Below are 23,115 nucleotides of genomic sequence, written 5' to 3'. Positions count from 1 at the left end.
ATTATTTTAAAATATTACTACTTTCTTTGTTTAAGGTATTATAAATTTTTATGTATATATATTTCCCAAAAAATTATTGACAAGAAAAAAATAATATGTTACTATCTTTATCAACAGTTAATAAATAAGCGTTGAAGTGAAGAACAACGGTATTGAATTTTTCAGAGAGCTTTCATTAGGTGAAAGAAAGTATTTTTATCCGTCGTAGATAGTCACTGAGCAGGATTAATGAGCAACAGTAAATTAATCACGATTGATTATCGTTATAAATCTTTGAGGTAATTTTAATTTTTTATTTTAAGATTATAAATTTGGGTGGTAACACGGTTTTTTCGTCCCTTGTGTTACCGCCTTTTTGTTTATTTTATAACTGTCTATTAATATATATCATACAGGGAAAAGATGAGTAAAAAAAGGCGTTTATATTAGAGAATCTCGGTAGCTGAAAAGAGATTAAACAATTTTTTTGAATATGGTCTTGGAGTTTTAATCATCAAGCACTGCGAGATGATTACGCTTAACAGCGTTAATGTTTAATGAGGTTTACACGGTGTGTAAATAAACTAAGGTGGTACCACGTAATTTACGTCCTTTAGCAATAGTATTTATTGTTAAAGGACGTTTTTTACTGCATAAATATACTGTCATACATATTTTAATTTTTTAGGAGGAAAGTTACATGACAAAAATTTCAAATTTAGGATACCCTCGTTTAGGTGAAAAAAGAGAATGGAAGAAATTAATTGAAGGTTACTGGAACAAAACAATTCGACAAAATGAATTATTTGAAGAAACTACCAAACTACGTAAAGAATTTTTGAAAAAACAATTTGATGCGGGAGTAGATTTTATTCCGGTCGGAGATTTTTCGCTATATGACCAAATTTTAGATTTATCAATTCAATTCAATATTATTCCAAAACGCTTTTCTGACAGAAAAGTTGATATTGATTTATTTTTCGATATTGCACGCGGTAACAAAAAACATGTTGCATCAGCATTGAAAAAATGGTTTAATACCAATTATCATTACATTGTACCGGAATGGGACAATGCCCAACCGAAACTAAATAACACTCGCTTACTTGATTTATATAAAGAAGCTCGTGAAATCGTCGGTAATAAAGCTAAACCTGTCATTACAGGTCCAATTACCTTTATAGCATTATCATCAGGAGTTAGCGACTTTAAAGACGCCTTGAATAAATTAGTACCTCTTTATACCAAAGTATTTAAAGAATTAGTAACTGCGGGCGCCACTTATATCCAAATAGATGAACCTATTTTTGTTACCGATGAAGGAAAAAATTATATTGAATATGCTTATGAAGTTTATAATCATTTTAATAAAAATATAAATGCAACATTAATTTTTCAGACATATTTTGAAGCATTGGTTAGTTCTGAAAAATTAATAGATTTACCGGTTGCATTCGGTTTAGATTTTGTTCATGGCTTAGAAGAAAACTTATCTTATATCGAATCCGGTTTATTTAAAAATAAAACCGTCTTTGCCGGTGTTGTTGACGGACGTAATATTTGGAGCAACAACTTTGAAACTACTGAAAAATTATTAAAGATATTAAAGGACAATGTAAAAGAATTAATTATTCAACCATCATCATCTCTTCTTCATGTTCCGGTAACCGCTAAAAATGAAACTGAATTAGATAAAACTTTATTAAACGGGCTGGCTTTCGCTGATGAAAAATTAACTGAATTAAAATTATTAGCTGAAAAATTAGACGAAATTACCAACCCTGATTATAATAACCACATCGAAAATTACAAAAAACTTCAACAAGCTGATTTTAGAAATTTGGAACTTGAATCAATAAACAATATTCGTTCTACTCGCTTATCCAACTACGCCGTTCGTCGTGTTGTTCAAGCTAAACGTTTTAACTTCCCGTTATTACCGACAACAACAATCGGCTCATTCCCACAATCTAAAAAGGTTCGTTTGCAACGAGCTTTATGGAAAAAAGGAGAATTATCTGATACTGATTATGAAAAATTCATTAAAGAAGAGATTGCACGTTGGATAAAAATTCAAGAAAATCTTGATCTTGATGTATTTGTTCACGGTGAATTTGAACGTACCGACATGGTGGAGTTTTTCGGTCAACGTTTTGCAGGCTTCGCTTCGACAAAATTCGGTTGGGTTCAGTCTTATGGTTCACGTGGAGTTAAACCTCCCATTATCTACGGAGATGTAAAACATATTCAGGCTGTAACTGTTAAAGAAACCGCCTATGCTCAAAGTTTAACTAATCATCCTGTTAAAGGAATGTTAACCGGACCGATAACTATTTTAAACTGGTCATTTGAACGCACAGATATTCCGAAAGCTGAAATCTTTAATCAAATCGCTATAGCACTTAAAAATGAAATTAATTTGCTGGAAAAAGCGGGTATTTCCGTTACTCAAGTTGATGAACCGGCTTTACGTGAAGGATTACCGCTGCGTAATAACAAAAAAACTAAATACCTTGAAGAAGCGGTATTTGCATTTAGACTTGCTACTTCATCGGTTAAAGATGATACCCAAATTCATACTCATATGTGTTACTCCAACTTCGATGAGATAATCGACTCGATCCGTGCATTAGATGCCGATGTTATATCTATTGAAACTAGCAGAAGCCACGGAGAATTAATTTCCGCTTTTGAAACTGCAATCTATCCGTTAGGAATCGGTTTAGGAGTTTATGACATCCACTCACCACGTATCCCGACAAAAGAAGAAATTAGACACAATATTTTACGTCCATTACAAAAATTATCCAAAGAGCAATTTTGGATTAATCCGGACTGCGGTCTTAAAACACGTGATGAAAAAAAAACCATAGAAGCCCTTAAAATATTAGTAGAAACAACTAAAGAAATTCGCCAAGAACTTTCCGATAAATAAGGAGGCATGTATATGCGTGATTTATTAAAAAGACTGGAAACGGATATTCTCGTTGCTGACGGTGCTATGGGTACCGCCCTTTATGGTAATGGTCTTGAGAGTTGTCATGAAAACTATAATTTAACAAATCCAAAAAGTGTGGAAAAGATACATCTTTCATATATTAATGCCGGTGCAGACATAATTCAAACAAATACTTACGCTGCAAAAAAATATCAACTAAAAGTCTACGGCTACAGTAATAAATTTAAAGAAATCAACAAAAAAGCGGTCGAAATAGCTCGAAAAGCCGCCGGAGAAGATCACTTTGTATTAGGAACTATCGGAGCTATTCGCGGACTTCGTGAATGTGAACTTACTTTAGACCAAATAGTAGATGAAACAATCGCTCAAGTAAATGTATTATTGGCAACCAATAAAATAGACGGTCTACTCTTTGAAACATATTACGATCTAGAAGAAATACAGAAGGTACTTAAAGCGGTAAGACCACTTACATCTTTACCTATAATAACTAATATTTCTCTGCTTGAAGCAGGAATAACACAAGACGGTCAAAAAGTAACGAATTCTCTAAGCGTACTCGTTAATCTCGGTGCTGATATAGTCGGTCTAAACTGTCATCTAGGTCCATATCACATGATAAAAAGTCTAAAACAAGTACCGCTATTTGCTCAAAGTTATTTATCGGTATATCCTAACGCAAGTTTATTACAACTAACCCAAACAACCAACGGTAGTGAATATCGTTTTAGAAGAAACTTTACCTATTTTGAACAAAGTGCCAAACTATTAGTTGAAGAAGGTGTTAGACTTATAGGTGGTTGTTGCGGAACTACACCCGACCATATTCGAGCTATAAAAAAGGTATCAGAGGGCTGGCACCTGTTAAACGTAAATTAATAACTCCTCTTCCCGCTGAAGAAGAATTAATAAAAGATTCTAACAATAAGCCAACTATTGTTGATAAAGTTAAACAAAAAGTTACAATTATAGCTGAACTGGATCCACCTAAACATTTAAACATCGATAAATTTATCAAAGGGGCAAAAGCTATTGATAAAAAAAATATTGAAGCCATTACATTAGCAGATAATTCTTTGACAAGTACACGTATTTGTAATCTAAGTGCTGCGACTATCCTAAAAGAACATATTTCAACTCCAACACTGCTACACGTAACCTGTCGTGATCACAATCTTATCGGTCTACAATCACGACTTATGGGAATGGATTTACTAGGTTTTAACAACGTTCTTGCAATCAACGGAGACCCCAGTAAACTTGGAGATTTCCCCGGAGCAACAAGTGTTTATGATGTAACAAGTCTAAAACTTATACCGTTTATTAAACAACTTAATAACGGTTTAGGTTATAACGGAGCTTCACTGAAAAAAACCACTAACTTCACAGTAGCGGCAGCTTACAATCCTAATGTAAGAGATATTAATAAAACCGAACGGCTGATTGAGAAAAAAATAAATGCGGGTGCTGATTACTTTATTACGCAACCAATTTATGAACATAAAAAAATTGAACAACTCTCAGAAATTGCAAAAAATATCCGGATACTCCATTTTTTATCGGTATAATGCCAATTACAAGCTATAACAATGCAATATTTCTTCACAATGAAGTACCGGGAATAAAATTATCAGAAGAGTTCCTTAACAAGTTGGAAGAAGTAAAGAATGATAAAACAGCTTGCCAACAAATCGCTTTGGAAGAAAGTAAAAAACTACTAAACACAGTATTAAAATACTTTAACGGCATTTATCTGATTACCCCCTTTTCTCAATATAGCTTTACCATTGAATTAATAAATTATATAGAGAGCCTCCAGAAAAATTAAAAATATTTAAGCTCGGAACTTTAAATTTTCTAAAGCTCCGAGTTTATTAAATATAACTAATTAAAATACTATTAAAAAACAAAATTATAATTTTATTTTTTAATAACAACTATAATTTACTATTTTTCTTAATTATATTTTTAAAAGCACTCCTATCACACTAAATAATTAAATATCTCTCTTTAAAAATTACAAGTATAGTAGTATAATGATAGTAATAATACACATGAAATGAGGGGGAACTTATGTTTTTAGTTGTTAAAAATTTGAATAAAGCTTATGGAACAAAAGAAAATAGAATCAATATTTTAAAAGATATAAATTTTTCTCTGGAAAAAGGAACACTTTGTACTCTATTAGGTCCTTCAGGATCGGGTAAATCAACTTTACTTAATGCAATCGGCGGACTTGAAAAAATCGACAGCGGTTCTATTATAATAAATGAATTTGAAGTTTCAAATTTAAAACAAAAAGATCTTACTAATTTCAGAAGAAAATATTTAGGGTTTGTTTTCCAATTTTATAATTTAATTCCTGATTTAACCGTAACGGAAAATATTCAGGTCGGTTCTTTTATTCACAACAATCCTATGGATATTGAAAAACTGATAAAAGACTTAAGTTTGTGGGAACACAGAAATAAATATCCAAGACAATTATCAGGCGGGCAACAACAACGATGTGCAATAGGCCGTGCTTTAATTAAAAAACCTGAAATACTACTTTGTGACGAACCGACAGGTGCTCTTGATTACAAAACTTCAAAAGATATTTTATCCCTTCTTCAAAAAATCAATAAAGAACATAAAACTACGATTATAATAGCAACACACAACGAAGAAATAACAAAAATGTCAAATACAATCATAAGACTTAAAGATGGCGCTATAGCTCAAAAAATAGAAAATGAAAAAGTGGTTGATGCACAAGAATTGGAGTGGTAGTATGAGAAACTTAAACAAAAGAATTTTTCGCAGTTTAAAAAAACAATGGTCAAAAAATTTATTTCTCTTTATTCTTATGATTTCCATGATTTCCGTAACATCAGGTATGCTGGTTGCATCAGGAAGTATTAAGGGATTATATTATGACCTTATGTCAAAAGGGACTGTAGAAGACGGAAAAATAGTATTCGCCTTTGATCCGACGGATGAAATTATGAAATCTATTGAAAAAGAAAATACAAAAGCCGAAAAAACATCTTATATTGATACAAAAGTTAAGGGAATTACAAAAGGTAATAATGACAAGGAAATTAGAATTTTTAAAAATAGAACAACCATAAATATTCCCGTTATAAATGAAGGTACCCTTGCGACAAATAAAAATGAAATAGTTGTAAATAACCTGTTTGCCAAAAATAACAATTTAAAAATTGGAGATACGATAACATTCCAAAAAGAATTTTTTAAAGATGGAAAAGAACATACTTTCAAAATAGTAGGGCTTGCCGCTCTACCTGATTATAACTCGGCATTTCAAAAAAACAGTGATTTATTATTTAATGCAATAGACTTCGGAGTCGGCTTGGTATCTGAAGAAGAAAAAGATATTTTTAATGAAAGTAAATTAAAATATCAAGTTTCCTACCGTTTTAACGAACGAAATCTCAACAAAAAAGAAATTGATGAAAAAAACGAAAATATATTAAAATCAGCAAATAAATTAAAAACCGTTTCAGAACAAATTACAAAAAAAGATAATAATGCAATAAGTTATCTAATAGATGATATGGGCGGAGATAGACCTATGATGATCGCTATGCTTTGTCTTATGGTAATTTTAATAGGATTTATATTTGCACTTTCTATCGTAAGTAAGATACAAGAAGAATCTGAAATAATCGGAATACTTCTCGCAAATGGATATAAAAAATCGGAACTTGTTTTAAATTATATTGCAAATTCGTTAATAATAACTTTTTTTGCAGCAATTTTGGGAAATATTTTAGGATACACGTATTTCACGAACTCATTCAAAGAAGTTTACTACAAGTCTTATGATCTTCCAAGCTTCACCCCTACTTTTAATTTGGAAGCACTAATAATTACAACAATAATTCCGATTTCTATAATTTTGATTTTTAATTACTTATATATATATAGGAAATTAAATTTTTCTCCATTAGATTTTTTAAGAAAGAATTTAAAACATTATAAAAATCAGGCAAAAGCCAAATCTATAAAAAATTTTAAAATCAAGAAGAATTTTTTAGGATCGTTCAAAAAGTCTGTTGTAAAATCAAACAGAGGAGATTATGTTGCAATAATACTCGGAATTTTTATAACTTCTATATTGTTTATTTTTGGGATTTCCGCAAAACCTACATTTGAAAACTATGGAAATAAATTAAAAGAAAACTTAATGTGTAACTATCAATATATCTTAAAAACACCGACAGAAATTGAAAATAAAACAGCGGAAAAATATACAACAATATCTGCAAGTGTTTATCATACAATCAAAAAAACTGATGAAAATATTCTCTTTTTAGGAATTAGTGAGAATTCAAAATATTTTGAAAATACAAAACTACCCGAAAATAAAAATGAAATAGTTATAAGTGAATATCTTTCAAAAAAACTCAGAAAATATGTAGGCGATGAAATAACCGTAAAAACTAAATTATTAGATAAAGAAAAAACTTATAAGATAGTTGATATTTATAAAAAATCATCTAATCTTTCTGCTTTTGTAAAAAAAGAATTTCTTAATGAAGAAATAGAACAAGAAAAAAATTTCTTTAATGGGTACTTCAGTAATGAAAAATTAAATATTGATGAGAAATATATTGCAACTACCATAGATGCAACTACTATAACTGATGTTTCCAAACAATTATATGATGTTATGGGACCTCTTGTAAATGCGTTTATATTCTTATCCGCTATTTTCTTAGCAGGTTTTATGTACAGTCTTATGAAAATAATAACTGACAAAAATACTGTACAAATAGCATATTTAAAAATTTTTGGTTATACTGACGGTGAAATTTCAAAAATCTATATCCGCCCTATAACAATAACAATATTGACCAGTTTAATAGTTTTAACACCTCTTGAAATATATGCGGTAAGAGAGATAACTTATTATTCTATGCTTAAGTTTTCAGGATATTTAGAACTTTATATCTCTGCAAAAACGGTAATATTATCTATCCTTATAACACTATTAATCTACGCATTTGTAAGTGTATTGCAATTTTATAAAATATCAAAAATGAATTTCAGTGAAGTTTTAAAAAATAGAGAGTAACTTATTATAAGTTTTATAACAAGTACAATAATAAAAATAGGGCGACTTAAAAATCGATTTCCCCAAGTCGCCCTTCCACAGTTTATTAGATTTTGGAAAAATTTTTTAAAGTAAAGTTCCAAATCAATGAACTGCTGCCTCTAACTACCAATAGGTAAATTCCAATAAAATTTACTAGACGTTTAAAAATCTTTTGTAAAGTGAAGTTAAACATCAAATACTTGCTAAACAATTATACACCTAATATTTTCCAGAATAATGCCAAAATAGGAAATAATGCCAAACCTAAAATTGATACGATGCTACAATATAACGTCATTTTTGTTTTTGATAAATTTTCGCTTTGTAATGCTACCATTAACGGCGGTGCTTGAAATGGGAAAAATATATTCGAAAACCCTAAGACTTCCGTCTTATACAAAAATTCCTTTGAAACATTACTTACTTCAGAAATCTTTTCTATTAACGGAGTTACTATCGCCGGAACTCCAACTAGAGTTACTATAAAACTTAATATAATACACAACACTATAATAAATATCGCAACTTCCACTTTACTTTTAGTCGATAGTTCAATTCCCTTCGCCATATACTCTGCTGCCAAATTTGCAATACCGGAATATTTAGCTACATTACCTAAACTTACAATCCCCGCTACGTAGAAAAAAGGTTCAAAATTAATCTTTCTTAACGGTTGGCTATCCACAAGTCCAATTCCGGAACCCATACATACTAAAGATGTCAACATTCCCGTCCATCCTGTCGGAATTTTATGAATATACTCGGTTATCCACATAACCATAGTAATAAATAACAAAACTGATAATATTTTTTGTTGTTTTGTAAGTGACATTTTATTAAAATTTATAACCTTAGTATCTTGGCATTTTTTATAAAAAAATAACATTATAAAATATAAAATTATCAACTTACCTATACCTAATACCGGAAAATACCACAAAAAATATTGACTATACGAAATATTTGTTGCATATAAATTCTGAATAATACCTATAAAAACATTATTAGGAACGTTTGACGGCAATACATAAAATGCCGGTATATAGGTCGAAAGAATTCCCATAACAAGAACTCCTTCCCATTCCTTAGTCAGTTTCTTATAACCCAACTCTTCTGATAAAGCATTTAAAATAGGAAGTAGCAAAACAATTCTGCTCATTGCTGAAGGCATTAAAAAGAGTAATGCTACTCCCAACAACATAACACCAAACAATACCTTTGAATACTTTCCTTGACATATAGGTAAAAGAATCCTTGCAAGCACTCTGTCTAATTTTGTATATTTAACCGATGAACCAATAATTATTCCTGATATAACCAACCAAGAAGCATCCGAAATAACTCCAGACAACAATATCTCTTTAGGAGCTAAATTACCGATAATACAAGATGTAAAAAATAGTAATCCTGTATACCACGCCGGAACAATATTACTTGCCAAAAGAAAAATTGAAATCAAAATTAAAAATCCTATCCGCATTGTTGCCGAAAAAAAATAGCAAGCTGATATTGTAACCGATAATAGTATAAATATCCACTTTACCCTTATAAGCATTTCTAATAATATCACCCTTTCAAAAATTTTATATCTATATAATTACATTCTAACAATATCACATTTTATATATTAAAAGCAAATAAAATTTTACAATATTATTCTACATCAACGATTATATTGATATTAAAAAATAATTAATTCAATCATTATTTTTATTATTTCATAATGAGTAATAATACTTATCCTTTATTTTATATGTTTCTTTATCTTATATATTATAATAGAATGTATGGATTTATTGTAACAAAATAATATACGGTTGTCAAATATAAAAGAGAAGAAATATGAGAAAAGTATTATTCATGAAGAAAAAATTTTTATAGATAAATCATGTAATAAATTTAATAAAAATAGTTGAATTAAAATTAACAATAACCGTATTAACGTCAGCTAGTTGAATACAAAGAAAAATACTATTCTTAAAAATAGGTGCTGTACCGAATAGAGAGAATGTAGAAAATTTTAGAGAAAAGCTAAGAAAAATTTTAATTGTTTCTAGGCTATTTATTTCTGGATATAAAAATAATACTATCCTTAATGGCAATTTAAAAAATGCCAAGCAACACTGTGTTGTTTAGCATTTTATCCTTATTTTTTCTCATGCCCCGTATTTGACGCAGAGCCTTTTTTCTCATGTACCATATTTATTACACAACCGAAAGATTTTAATCTTAATGCCGTGTGCTTTTTTAGTAATCCATTTTTTAGATAAATCGGAAATTTACACTCTCAATTTATTTAAAATCACCGTATATTTAATATTAACCTTAGACACCGTTTCTTTTGTATTCACCAACACTCATACCTGTCCATGTATTAAACGCTCTGAGAAATGAGTTTGTTTCTAAGTATCCCAAAAGAAACGCTATATCATCAACACTCATAGTAGTTGTTTTTATATAATGTTTTGCAAGTACCTCTCTGGTAGCATTTAACTGTTTTTGAAAAGTTGTATTTTCTTCACTCAAATGTCTTTGCAAAGTTCTTTTACTCATCCCCAGTTTTTCGCTAGCATCATCAATGGTGCATTTTCCCGCCGGAAGCAGCTCTGACATTACACTTCTGATACGGGCACTTACACTGTTATCTATTTCCATTTCATCAATACGCTTAACCAGTTCCGGCTCAAAATATGATAGCATAGCACTATTTTCTGTGATAAAAGGAATCTGCATATCGCTTATAGAAAATACAATTTCATTGCTATCAGATATTTCAATTTCAGAACCAAGAAATTTAGAATACTCATGTCCTACTTCTTTTCCTTGTATCATAACTGATATAGGTTTAATCATCTCTTTCGTTGCTCTTCTAATTAAACTTACAAGAAACAGGAATTCTCCGATAACAAAAGTTTGTGATAACTCCCCATTGTCTACGGAAGTCAAATTTATAATAAAATTTTCATCGCTTTGCGTGATTTTATACACTATAGGTCCAATTAGTTTTTTATATCTACCCAGTCTCTTCAAACATTCTTCGCCATTTTTGCTACAATAGGCTGCAAAGATTGGAGGCGAGAACATCTCGATTCCTTCCCCTGTTGCCATATGAATAAATATTTCAGGTTCGGGAACAAGCATGCCTATGGCGTCCATAAATCTCTTGTATTCATCTGAAGTCATCATCACCCTGTCTGAAGTGAAAATTCCTATAGGCAGGTCTGCCTTTTTCAACACTTCGTTAAGTTTCATTCCCTTCATTTCAAGCAGTCTACCATACTGTCCATCTACTATATATTTTTTCATAACAGCTTCCTTTTAACGACTTGTCTGCTGATCTGCAACAAATCCCATTATTGTTTTTTTTGGCATCATAGGCATTAATCCTACAAATACACTCTGCCAACCGGGTAATCCTGAAATAACACTGAGTTTCCCTGAAAGCATACCCTTGTAGCCGTCTTCTGCAACTTTATTAGGCTTTCCTGCGTTTGAAAACATCTTTGTTGTAGTCAGTCCACTTGCAGAAGCAAATCCTGTATCCATAGCTCCCGGCATCAAGACTGTACATGTTACTCCCGTTCCCTTAAGCTCGTACCATACTGCATTGCTCAGAGAAGTCAGATATGCCTTTGATGCATAATATTCTGCCTGAAGAGGCCCGGGCGTAAGTGCTGCTGTAGAAGAAACATTCAGTATTTTACCACTGCCACATTTTACAAAATCAGGAATGAAAAGTTTCATCAACTTTGTAGGTACTACAATATTTACATTCAACATTTCAAGATCCTGTTCCATGGTTCTATCAGCGAAAGAACCTTGACCACCTAACCCTGCATTGTTAATTAAATAATCTACGGCGATCCCCATCTCCTTAACTCTGTTATAGATTACTTCAGCAGCATTATAATCTGTGAAGTCTACAGCAATGGTATATACCTTAACTCTATAGTTATTCTAGATTTCTTTTTTTTGCTCATCAAGCTTCTTTTGGTTACGAGCGACAAGTACAACATCTCCACCACTCTTTGCATGAAGCTTTACGAATTCAGAACCAAGTCCTCCTGTAGAACCTGTAATAAGTGCTGTTTTATTTGTCATAATATTTCCCTCCGTTATATTCTGTTTACTTTTGATAGATATATTATACATAAAAATACAAAGAACGTAAACATCATATCACGTCATTTTGTTATCAATTTATGCCAAATGTTTTTTCATAGAACTAAATACTAATGATAACTTTATTTCCTGTGCTTATAATACAAATAGTAATTTTAATTCGGTAAATCCTAATTTCCTTACCACGACTTCCAAAAAAGCCTCCCATAAAAATGATGAAATGTCCTCCAAATAATTTACCTAAATTCAACAACTCCCTTTCAGACCTACTTTTTCCTATTTTTAGTATCAAAACAGTATCACTGAGGAGATTTTTGCTCCTGCAAAACGCTGAAATACTGTATTTTCAACGGTTTTATTGACAGAAACATATTTATTACTCTATTCCCACTCTTCTTTTTCTGCTGTTCAATATATCCAAAACCGTTCAAGATAAAGGCTTCTCGTTTGTTAGATGCTGGAAAATTTGTTTAAATTAAGCTCATTTTTAGATTTTTTTACCCGTACCAGTCCCAGTTCCAATATGATATTTACTTATCTTATAATTTTATTAAAGAGTGAAACCCATTTCGTAATATATTCATCAGGTATCATTTCAGAAATATTACCTGATATTAAGTCGCGTTTAATATCCTTTGATAACTCAACTTTATAACCTTGAATTAAATCTATAGAATAAGTATTCGCCCACTCTTCAATTTGGCTTATTACTGGTTTATTTCTATCAAATTCATCTTTAAATCTAAAGTCCCTATCATTTATTATTCTTTCAATTGGTCGTTCTAAAATCACTTCAGGAAACAAATCTTCTATTTCAGCATTTTCAATTCCAACAAATTTTTTTATCATTAGTATTTTATCTTTGTCGTTAGAATATAACTCTTTTTCTAATTTAGAAGCATAATCTTCCCCAGACTTATCTGAATCTAATACAACAACTGGAAGTTCTTGCTGTTTCCCAGCAATCAACGATGTTAATTGCTTCACTGACTTTACTCCTCCTGCTGGTACAAAAATCATCTCCTTTACAGGCGAAATTTTATTAGTAGAAATGAGATATTGCTTAATAGCGTTTAAATAAAACTGATCAGATTGTCCTTCAACAACAATTAAATTGCATCCATTTAATAACCCTTCCGATACAGACAATCCTAATGCTGCATGAACCGCATATACCGCTCCTGTTGCATTTTTCTTTTTCTCCCCGGCTCTCAAGTCTTCAGATACTTTTGTATATCCTTTATCATCAACAAATACAACCTTAGTTCTCTCAAGATGATTTACATCAACTAAAAATGGAGAATGTGTAGTTGTAATTATTTGATTTGTAATAGAAAGATTTTCAAAAAAATTCAATAAATCTTTTTGAGCCATAGGATGCAACGATGTACCAGCTTCATCTAATAATAAAACACAATTTTTATATGAGTCCTTACTTTCTACTAAAAATACCATAAAAAAACTTAAAAACCATTGTAATCCTGTGCTTCTATCTTCTAAAGGAATACGTGCTGGGCGTTTTTCGTCTGAAACCCAAATTCTAAAATACTCACCATCTGCTCTCAAATCAAATATATAGTCCCCTTGCTTCCACCATTCCTTAAAATCTTTTGTCAATTTGGTAGATGCTGAATTTAATAATACTTCTCTCTCTTTGGTTTTTTCTTGACCAGCTTTAATCTGTTCCTCTGTTAATTCGGTGATTGTTCCATATTCTTTTGTTCTATATGAGTATTGCCCCATCTCCATTATTTCATCAGGGCTTAAATTAACATAATCAAACAAAACTTTCAAAGTTCGTATTTTGGCATTAAATTTTTCGCTATGTTCTTTAGTAGATTTAAAATCTTTTATAACTTTCGGCAAATATATTTCTGAATCTAAATTACCATAATTAGCATAGTACACAAAACTAGGTAAATTTTTTATAACCAAGTCCCGTATATTGGAATTCTCCTCTTTATTCAATAAATTTACAATTTCATCCAATCCAGAAAATTTTTCAACAAATTCATCAATGTGGGGATTTATTGATGATGTTGCCATACTACTTTTTTCTATTTGGTTTACTTCTTCTTTTAATTTCAAATACTGATTTGTTGATATGTTAGTTTCTATTTCAATTTTAGATAACAAAGCATCTAGTTTCTCTATTAAACTTTCTTTAAATCCATCTTCTCCTTTTCCTGCATTACTCAAATCATTAACCTTTGTTTTAAAATCACCTATTTTATCCAAAAGTATATTTTTAATTGTAATTCCTCTCTCTTCAAATTTTGGAAATTTCACAATATATTTTCCAGCATAATTTCTTGATACTAATACATCATCAAAGATCGAAGCATCTATACAAAATTCATTTGATAAATCTTCAATTAAATCTTTTTTTATAATTTTAAATTCAGCATCTATAAAATAATGTTGTTCTGGATTTGTCCTGTATTCTGCTAATTTTTCTACAGGCATATCACTCGTGAAAATTATCTCCCCATTTCTTGCTGGATTCAATTTCCACAATGCCAATAATAAGTTGGATTTTCCCGCTTCATTAACACCTATTAAGTTGGTTATGTTTTCACATTTTATAACTCCGCTATCCTGTACTGATTTAAAATTCCTAACTCTAAATTGTACTAATTTCATACTTTCCATTGTAAATTTACACCTCCTCTAAAGCACTTCCTCAAGCAATATCCATCTATCATTATTCGTATCATCCACATACTCTGTGTTATTCAGATACAGTTCATCATTTTTATCTCTAACAAACCCAAACTTATACTTATGCTTATTCGCAAACTGCTTAAATGCTTCAAACTTATTTTCTATTTGAACATCAATATTTTTACTTTGTCCTTGATTTTCTCCACCTTTTGTTTCAATTAGCCATATTGTATCGTCCTTAAGCTGCACAATATAATCCGGATAGAATAGTCTTTGCTTATCAAAATTTGTTCCATAAACGATTGATAAATATTGCTGTCCACTGTCTCCATTCTTATAAACATACTTCACATTTTCATTTTTCTCGCAATATTTCTCAAATAGTCTTTCTGAAGTCGAGCGAAAATCATCTGTAATCATAGAGGTGTTATATCCTTTATACACATTGCTTCCCAGCTATTTTACATACCGTTCAAATGGAACATACCTGTAATGCTCTTCAAGAGGAATCTTAAATTCTTCCGTCTTATTCTCAAGGAACATAAGTTGATCCTGTCTTTGCCCGGAAAACTCAATAAAATCTCGTTTTAGAAATTCTGCATTGTTGATAATAAAAGCATAATATTCCCGCAAGGTTAAGTTTAAGAGTTTGTAATTATTATTACCGAACCCTTTTAAGAATAATGTTTTCAAGATCTGACTGGTTTTATTATATACAAGTCCTACATGCTTCTTTATAGCATCAACATTATGCTGAAGTTCAATACCATGTGTATGGGTATTTACTTCAATTGACATAGCACTATAATTAACAACTTCTTCTCTCACTTCCATTAAAGTTGTATATTTACCAATTAAATACTGTCTTGATAGTGCTGTTCCAAAAACAAAACTGTTATTTTCTAGTAATTTAACATTATCCGCCTTGATATTTGAAAGATGATACTTTTCCTTAAAAAACTCATAAACTCTGTTTCTAATAGCCTGCTCATCAACATAACTGCCGTCAAGGTTTCTTATCTCTTTAACCAGTTTTATATTTTTAGGTTCTTCTTTGATAAATACTCTTTGAGTTTCAAAACCATTGCCAGCTTTAATAACCTCCAGTTTATATTTTTCGTCAAAAGTATAGAGATAAGAGCAGTCTAAAATTTCTTTGCCGTAATGTTTTGCTTTAGGCATACGTCTTAAACGACCAAGAGTCTGGATTTCAAAGGTTTCACTCATATTCTCACGAAGTTTAACGAGTATCTTTGCACGTGGGCAATCCCAACCTGTCGCCAGAGCTTGTTTAAATAGCAAAAATACAGGAGTTGCATTTGATTTTGTTACGCTATCATCTTCTGTTGTTCCAATATTTATTTTCCCTAATTTCTTTGACTTCCTATCTTTATCCTCTTTATTTTCTGCTGAAAACCAACTTGCAAGAAGCTTATTCTCATATGAATATCCCATTAAATTCAGCTTCTCTTCCACGTGTTCTATTAAATCATCATTCAAGTTAGGAAATTGAACTAATACAAGAGGTCTTATATCTTCCTTTTCGTCAATATAAGCCTGAGCAATTTGCTTTCGAATTTCATCTGCTTTTTCTAATAAAATATCTGTCTCATGTAATGTATTTTCGACTGCTACTGTATCAAGCCCATCATTAATGTACATAAACCTTGTAATAAGTCCTTCGTTTATAACATCAATCTCAGGAATCTCATAGAACTCTCCGACCACCCTTTTATTAGGAGTTGCCGATACACGAATTTCATATTTTGCATTAATACTCGAGATAATATCATCTGCCTTTGAAGTATTATTCTGATGTTCTTCATCAATGATGACAATAAAATTTAAGTTTCTATTATGTGCTTCACTAATTCGTTCAAACAGATTTTTCCTTTCACTATCTCTTATAGCAGTATTATCTTTTTTAGTAATAGTCTCCCAATTAATGAAATAGGTAGTCGCACTTTCAAAACCGGTATTTAAAATATCGAAAACATTTCCTGTTTTTAGCGTTGGAGCAAAGCGTTCCATTTTTTCTTTCGATTGTTCTTCAAGTTCTCCCTTTCCTGAACAGAACCAACAAACTACACTATCTCTATGAAAATCGAGATATTTTTCAATATATGCAACTAAAATAATAGTCTTTCCACTTCCTGTCGGGCTCTGCATCACAATCTTAGGTTTGGAATTGCTGTCTGTTGTTTTGCTAAATAAGAAGTCAACGGCATCTTCTTGAAAATTTTTAAGTTTAATATTTATCATAGCTCGCCAACCTCCTTTAGTTCTTCTCTGAAATAGTATTCCGGAATTTCAATGATACTGACCCCCTTTTCTTCAAGTATTCTTTGATTACTCCGTGATAGGAATATACCCGAACGCACAAATAATTTTCCGCCATTTTCAATTTTAGATATAGCTTTATCTAACGCATCTTCATCGTCAAGAATAATATATTTCTTATCATCAAGCTCGATAGCATATTCCAGTTCAATCAACTCTCTAATATGTTCCATCATCTTATCTGAGATACTTTCCTCATCATCAGAAAATTTTGGTATAAAATCAGTTTTATAATATTTCAGATTATGTGGGAATTCCTCTTGAATATTCTTAAGTCTTTGATAAGTAATTTCCTCGCAAATATTGTTTTCATTATTCGTACAGAGAATATATTTACGATTACCACCATCTTCCTTATTAAGTTGCATAACAGCATGACCAGTAGTGCCTGACCCAGCGAAGAAGTCAAGGATTATATTATTTTTACGACCAGATTCATTAAATTTGACCAAATAAGATACTAAGGATTTAGGCTTTGGATAATCCATGCTATTATTTGGAACTAATTCGAATAGCTCTCTTTTAGCAGTCTCATTTGTATCTACTCCACATTCTTCTTTTGAAATTATATCGGAAGGACGCTTGCTTTTTATTACTTTTCTAATAAAACGAATTGATAGCTTTTTACTTTTCACGATAAATGTTGTCCCTAAATCAACTTCTTTATTCAAAGTCTCTTGAGTCCATTTAAATTCACCACTTATTGTAAAATCTTTATCAGCTAATCCATCAATTATTTTTATATCATTTTTTAATTCAACCCTGTCGTAAATTCCAGGTTTTAATTCTCCATCAAACATAAACTTGACACTGCCTTTTTTAAAGAAAATGTCCCTAACATTATTTCCTCTATTCAACAACGGAACATCTCCACCGTCCACTGTTCCGCCATTATAATTTATTGAATTTCTTATTTTTTCATAACAAATAATATATTCATACTTGTTCCTGACTTTTTGTGACAATGATGGTGCTGTAGCAGTTTTGTTCCATTTATAAACTGCAATAAAATTATCCTCACCAAATATACTGTCACATAGTAATTTTAATTGAGCCTGTTCGTTATCATCAATAGAAATAAATATTACTCCATCACTCGAAAGAAGTTCTCTCGCAATCACTAACCTTTTCTCCATAAATGACAACCATTTACTGTGTGCATATCCATCTGTTTTATCTACAAATGAATCATCATAAATAAAATCTTTATTCCCTGTATTATAAGGCGGATCAATATAGGTAACATCAATCTTTCCCTTGTGAGTTTTCTCCAATAATTTCAAAGAATGAAGGTTATCTCCTTCAAGTAAAAAGTTATATGGTTCATCTTCGTTTGCTGTGATTTTTCTCGTCTCATCTTCTATAAAGATCGGGATATTATGTTCCAGCATTTTATCGACTTTTTCAGAGTGTTCTTCCCATACAAGACCATATTTCTTTTCATTAAGTGCATTTTCTATCTCTGTAATAGCACGAATGTTTTCATCATTATTATTTTGTACCTTCAATTTCTCAAGATACTCAAGCATTTTTTCTCGCTTGATTTTAGATAAATTCGCCATACTCTACCTCACTTTATTTACAAGACTCTTAACCAAGTCTTTATCTTCTATTTTCGTAATTCCAAAACTCTTTTTACCAACATCTTTGATAGAAGCTCCAATATGATAAATTTCTGCTTTATCTATGATCAAAAATCTATCGTGAAAATCCATAGTAGTTTTAACCGATAGCTTTGGATATTGAGCGTTAAATTTCGTTACATCTTTTGTTGATAAGCTCCCTTTGCCGGCTGTCGTAATAGTAACATCCACACCTTGATTTTTCTTGCACAGAATATTTAAGGTGTTGACATCTACATAGTTATCAATTAAGATTATTTTTTTCTTAGCCTTTTTAACAAGTCCCACAATAAAGCTAAATGCATCATATATTTGCCCATCGAAAAAAACATTTTGCTTAACCTCGGTATTGGCAGCTATGTAGTTAAAGACTTCCTCCAGTTTCCTATCTGTTCCTGATTGTTTTAACTCAACTCTATCAAGACGAGCAAACATTTCTCTGTTAGAAAGCAAAAAGTTTCTCATCTCCACAAAGCTATTCATAATTTTAATACTGACTTCGACTGCTACATCGCTTTTAAGAACAGCAGAAAGCATGGCGATACCTTGTTCTGTAAATACATATGGCATATATCTTCTGCCACCCGAACCACTTTCTTTTTTTGTGGCGACATTTTGGCACCTCAAAAATTCATACTCTTCTTTAGTCAATTGAAAGCAAAAATCCTCTGGAAATCTATCGGCATTTCTGCTTCTCTGCCTGTTTAAATATTTTGTTTCAACTTGATATAGAATAGCTAAGTCACTGTCTATCATCACTTGCTTATCTCTAATGGTATAAATCAGATTCTGTATTTCTTTATTATCAACAATGACGAGATTTTTATCTTCTGCCATAAATACCTCCATCCTTTAAAACTTGAGATTCCATTTTGCCACCTCAAGTTTTTTATTTCTTTTGCTCTATAATTGAAACCATATCTCCAAAATCAACACCTTAAAAAAATCGGACTTGATTTTTCATCAGTCCGTTTTTTTGTTGAGCCAATAATTATCGATAGCCTTTATTGGCAAATTATCCAACTTTTCAAATAGCTCCTTTGGTTGGAAATTCATCTAATAAAAGAATTGCTTTTTCTATCTGTTCAACAGTGCTTATAGCCGATTAAGAAGATAACAAATGATTCGCAATGTAGTCATAAATATCGTCTATATCTTGAACCGCCTTAGTTGATAACAACACACGATACTTACCAAAGTGTTTCGTCCTCAATGCTTTCAGTGTCATTTCTGCTTCATGCAATTCACCATCTGATTGAATATCACGTTCAGCAATTGAAATAGCCTCGTCTATCGTTATATGTTCCTAAACGTTGTTATGTAGGAGAAATTCCTGATAAATTTTATCAATATACTATTATTGATGAAGCTACTAGGGAAAGATTTATTTTCCCTTTTAAAGAACAATCATCATATTCTACTGTTCAATTTGTTAAAATGGCTATTGATTATTTTGGGTATAAACCTAAGATAATTCAAACTGATAATGGTTTTGAATTTACGCATTTTAAAGATACTAAACGAATACACCCTTTTGATGTATTGTGTAATAATCTTGGCATTAAACATCAACTTATTAGACCTAGAACTCCTAGACATAACGGTAAGGTTGAACGTAGTCATAGAAATGATAATGAACGTTTTTACAGGCATTTATCTTTCTTTTCGTATGATGATCTTGTATCTCAGATGAAAAAGTATCTATATCGCTCTAACCGTCTTCCTATGCAGACTTTAAATTGGCTTTCTCCTGTTGAAAAAAGAAAAGAGCTACGGAAAGAGTCTATAAAAATATGCCGGCTTTATAATTCCTTGTTAGATAATAGATTTCACAACTTATTTGTCAAGGACAAGGGCTACGCCTTTTTCAAATCCTTGACAAATAAGTTTTAGAAATCTGAAATGTTCTCTAAGGAATTAAAGCTGGCAAATCTAATCAAATAATGTAATTTACGTCGGGGGCTTCATACGGTTTACATAGAAGCTAGCTTCTATGTAATTCTATTATATCCGGTATTTATTTTTTACTTTTTTTGTCTCACATCATTTACAAATGTACAAAAAGCTACCTCGGCTAAAAGGTGGCTGCTATCTGACTAAATGAATAAAAGAAACGTTAATTCCAAGAACAATTATTATTTATCATTTTTGTTATTGTTAGAATTTAAAATTTCTCTAATAAGCAAGAAAAGTAAAAGTTCTAAAGAATTGCTCAATGTTTCCACCTCCTCGGTGTTAATTATTCAAGATAGCAAAATAATTATAACATAAAAATAAAAAGAACGAATAATCCCAATTAGTTTTTTCCGGAGCTAGAGCAAAAAAAGGGAGACAACAAAATAAAAATGCGATTTTTTCGCTATAAAATATATAGAGAGAAAGCATAAAAAATAATTAATTGTTTTTCCGTATGCTTTCGCAAGGAATAATAATAGCGAAAAATTAAAAAAATCAAGGGATAGCAAGGAAGATTTTTTTTATTTATTATTAAATAAAAAAAATACTCTTGCCCTTGAATTTTTTAAAGCAAACAACATAAAATTGGTGATGAGGGTAGAATTAGAAATAAAAAGTTAATAATTTTTTTTATTTTGATATAAGAGATAAAAAAATTCGATTAATTATTTTTCTTTAACTAAACAGTTTGTTTGCTTTTTAGTTTTTTTTATGTTATTTTTTCCCTGTATACTAGTAAATTTACTTTTTAAAAATTACAATTTTTATTTATATTAATTAATTTTTATATATATTAATCAAATTAATTTTAAGGAGGATTTCATTATGAATAAACCTTTTAAGTTAGCTGGTGCTATAATATCATTAATTCCTAGAATAGGTGTTTTTGGAAGTGCAGCAGTATCAATAATTGTATCTGTTGTTGTTGGAAATTTAATATCTAATAATTTCGACTATAGTAGAGGAATTGTGGCATATTTTAAATATGGACATTTAGTACGTATTTACAGCCAATAGATAAAATGTATATAAGTTTAGAATCTATTTTATATTTTGGTATTCCAGGTGGTATAGCTGGAGTATTAGTTTATAAATTAATTGAGAAACGTAGAAAAAAAATAAGAAAAAGCGAAAAGATTAGATAAATTTCAAAGATAAAGAAGATCATATGGTCTTCTTTATTTTTGAATAAAACGAGAAAAATAAAAATAAAAAAAAGAAAGACAGCACACCATAAGGTTGACCAGTGCTGTCTTTTGCTCCTTGCTTTTCCGCAAAACCTTAATCGTCATTATAAATGAAAACAAAAAAGAAATCAAGAAAAAAAGTCAGCCTGGTCAAAGGCTAACTGCTACCAAGTCTAAACGAATTAAATAACACATTCCTAAAAAAGGTTATTTTTTATTATTGTGGTAAGAGTTTAACTCTCGAACCAAATAGATAAGCAATACTATTTCAATAAGGTTTTGAGTTTGTCATATATGAAAAATTATTTTTTGTAATCTGGATANGTGTCATAAGGTTTAGGTTTATAAGGAATTACTTTTTTCTTAGTATCTTTATAAAAGCCTAATTTTCTAAGTACTCTAAATAAAGAACAAGGATGTCTTTTATAACCTTTGTTGAATTTAAGTTTAGCATATAATTCAATCATAGAAATATTAGGATTACGTTTAATAAGATTTTTAATCCAAGACAATTCTTCAACTGTATGGGCGTTAGGGTGAATAGAATGAGGTCTATGAGACTTATCTATAAGAGACTCTTTAGTACCGTCATATTTTTTATTCCAACGCAAAAGAGAGGCTTTTGATATTTTATAGCGCCTACAAATAAAGCGGATAGAGTTACCATTTCTATAAGTTTTAACTGCAGCTATTCTTGTTTGTAAAGTATGAGGTATATATCGTTGTGTTTTTTCTATATTTTCTGTTATAATAGTTTTCATAAGAGTAAATTCCTTTTTTTGATTTGTAGGTAACTTCATTATACAGGATTTACTCTTCTTTTTTTTATTATATGTCTCACATCTATTGTAACACTACAAAATTATTTTTTGTAATCTGGATAAGGGAATTGACAAAAAGAAAGTATTAGTTTAAAATTAGTGTATAAGCAAAAAGTAAATATAATTTGCATAGAGAAAAGACAGGACCGTGAATCCTGTCTTTTTTATATAGGCTAGTTACTTTTTAAAAAATCTATCTAACCATTTGCAAATATAATAAGCAAATACACTTGCCATGATAGAAATAATAAAAGTAAATATAATATTAAGCATAGAGTTACACCTCCCTCTGTTACGAGATTAGTGAAAAAGTAACGATGTAAGTATAACACGAAAACGAAAATAATACAAAGTCATTCTT

15 protein-coding genes, 3 pseudogenes and 2 other annotated features are annotated in these 23,115 nt (G+C 30.5%); of the genes and pseudogenes, 8 read left to right on the top strand and 10 right to left on the bottom strand.

Features of this window, described 5'->3' with window-relative positions; genetic code table 11:
* The first annotated feature begins 122 nt into the window (after positions 1-122).
* Positions 123-343 (top strand) — a binding site (T-box leader).
* Positions 344-385: 42 nt separating this feature from the next.
* Positions 386-596 (top strand) — a binding site (T-box leader).
* 83 nt (positions 597-679) lie between these two features.
* The 6 genes from metE to BQ7358_RS01005 all read left to right on the top strand — a co-directional run bounded on the left by metE (position 680) and on the right by BQ7358_RS01005 (position 8,021).
* Positions 680-2,914, top strand: coding sequence for a 5-methyltetrahydropteroyltriglutamate--homocysteine S-methyltransferase (gene metE, locus BQ7358_RS01020; RefSeq protein ID WP_072520112.1), 2,235 nt, complete (start codon positions 680-682; stop codon positions 2,912-2,914).
* Positions 2,915-2,926: 12 nt separating this feature from the next.
* Positions 2,927-3,817 (top strand): homocysteine S-methyltransferase family protein, encoded by an 891-nt coding sequence (locus BQ7358_RS08865; RefSeq protein WP_234971550.1) that lies wholly within the window; start codon positions 2,927-2,929, stop codon positions 3,815-3,817.
* Positions 3,742-4,506, top strand: a complete 765-nt coding sequence (locus BQ7358_RS08860; RefSeq protein ID WP_268762333.1) for a methylenetetrahydrofolate reductase — start codon at positions 3,742-3,744, stop codon at positions 4,504-4,506. Before BQ7358_RS08865 ends, BQ7358_RS08860 begins: the two co-directional genes overlap by 76 nt.
* Positions 4,506-4,766, top strand: coding sequence for a hypothetical protein (locus tag BQ7358_RS09120; RefSeq protein ID WP_250636700.1), 261 nt, complete (start codon positions 4,506-4,508; stop codon positions 4,764-4,766). The genes BQ7358_RS08860 and BQ7358_RS09120 overlap by 1 nt, the downstream gene beginning before the upstream one ends.
* Positions 4,767-5,011: 245 nt before the next feature.
* Positions 5,012-5,710: an ABC transporter ATP-binding protein gene (locus tag BQ7358_RS01010; protein WP_062172767.1), complete on the top strand. Its 699-nt coding sequence runs from the start codon at positions 5,012-5,014 to the stop codon at positions 5,708-5,710.
* Position 5,711: 1 nt separating this feature from the next.
* Positions 5,712-8,021: an ABC transporter permease gene (locus tag BQ7358_RS01005; RefSeq protein WP_072520111.1), complete on the top strand. Its 2,310-nt coding sequence runs from the start codon at positions 5,712-5,714 to the stop codon at positions 8,019-8,021.
* Between the two features lie 232 nt (positions 8,022-8,253).
* On the opposite strand, the gene BQ7358_RS01000 is transcribed toward BQ7358_RS01005, so the two are convergent.
* The 9 genes and pseudogenes from BQ7358_RS01000 to BQ7358_RS09115 all read right to left on the bottom strand — a co-directional run bounded on the left by BQ7358_RS01000 (position 8,254) and on the right by BQ7358_RS09115 (position 20,018).
* The gene (locus BQ7358_RS01000) at positions 8,254-9,501 is read right to left on the bottom strand and encodes an SLC13 family permease (protein ID WP_197415958.1); all 1,248 of its coding nucleotides are present in this window, start codon (positions 9,499-9,501) and stop codon (positions 8,254-8,256) included.
* Positions 9,502-10,367: 866 nt separating this feature from the next.
* Positions 10,368-11,303 (bottom strand): AraC family transcriptional regulator, encoded by a 936-nt coding sequence (locus BQ7358_RS00995; protein WP_200773552.1) that lies wholly within the window; start codon positions 11,301-11,303, stop codon positions 10,368-10,370.
* A 57-nt stretch (positions 11,304-11,360) separates the two neighbouring features.
* Positions 11,361-12,143, bottom strand: a pseudogene (locus tag BQ7358_RS00990) (SDR family NAD(P)-dependent oxidoreductase).
* A 555-nt stretch (positions 12,144-12,698) separates the two neighbouring features.
* Positions 12,699-14,816 carry an AAA family ATPase gene (locus BQ7358_RS00985; protein ID WP_083577624.1) on the bottom strand — a complete coding sequence of 706 codons (2,118 nt, stop codon included), beginning with the start codon at positions 14,814-14,816 and terminating at the stop codon, positions 12,699-12,701.
* 18 nt (positions 14,817-14,834) lie between these two features.
* Entirely contained in the window at positions 14,835-15,248 is a 414-nt protein-coding gene (locus BQ7358_RS08730; protein ID WP_197415956.1) for a hypothetical protein, read from the bottom strand.
* Positions 15,249-15,284: 36 nt separating this feature from the next.
* A complete protein-coding gene (locus BQ7358_RS00980; protein WP_200773550.1) occupies positions 15,285-17,090 on the bottom strand; it encodes a DEAD/DEAH box helicase in 1,806 nt (601 codons plus the stop codon).
* Complete coding sequence (locus tag BQ7358_RS00975; protein ID WP_072520110.1) at positions 17,087-18,730, bottom strand: site-specific DNA-methyltransferase; 1,644 nt, start codon at positions 18,728-18,730, stop codon at positions 17,087-17,089. The genes BQ7358_RS00980 and BQ7358_RS00975 overlap by 4 nt, the downstream gene beginning before the upstream one ends.
* A gap of 3 nt (positions 18,731-18,733) precedes the next feature.
* Entirely contained in the window at positions 18,734-19,627 is an 894-nt protein-coding gene (locus BQ7358_RS00970) for an ORF6N domain-containing protein (RefSeq protein ID WP_062172755.1), read from the bottom strand.
* Positions 19,628-19,895: 268 nt separating this feature from the next.
* Entirely contained in the window at positions 19,896-20,018 is a 123-nt protein-coding gene (locus BQ7358_RS09115; RefSeq protein WP_257721424.1) for a type 1 periplasmic-binding domain-containing protein, read from the bottom strand.
* Between the two features lie 71 nt (positions 20,019-20,089).
* Here BQ7358_RS09115 and BQ7358_RS00965 point away from each other — a divergent pair.
* Together BQ7358_RS00965 and BQ7358_RS00960 are read left to right on the top strand one after the other, a co-directional pair.
* Positions 20,090-20,563 (top strand): annotated as a pseudogene (locus tag BQ7358_RS00965) (DDE-type integrase/transposase/recombinase); the annotation flags it as partial.
* Positions 20,564-21,571: 1,008 nt separating this feature from the next.
* Complete coding sequence (locus BQ7358_RS00960) at positions 21,572-21,763, top strand: hypothetical protein (RefSeq protein WP_062172750.1); 192 nt, start codon at positions 21,572-21,574, stop codon at positions 21,761-21,763.
* Between the two features lie 496 nt (positions 21,764-22,259).
* Here the strand turns inward: BQ7358_RS00960 and BQ7358_RS00955 are convergent.
* Positions 22,260-22,694 (bottom strand): annotated as a pseudogene (locus BQ7358_RS00955) (transposase); the annotation flags it as partial.
* Positions 22,695-23,115: the final 421 nt, after the last annotated feature.

Origin of the sequence: Gemella massiliensis (assembly GCF_900120125.1) — a bacterium.
GTDB lineage: Bacteria > Bacillota > Bacilli > Staphylococcales > Gemellaceae > Gemella > Gemella massiliensis.
Note: the sequence above shows the minus strand (reverse complement) of the source record. Positions and strands in the feature narration are given on the sequence as shown.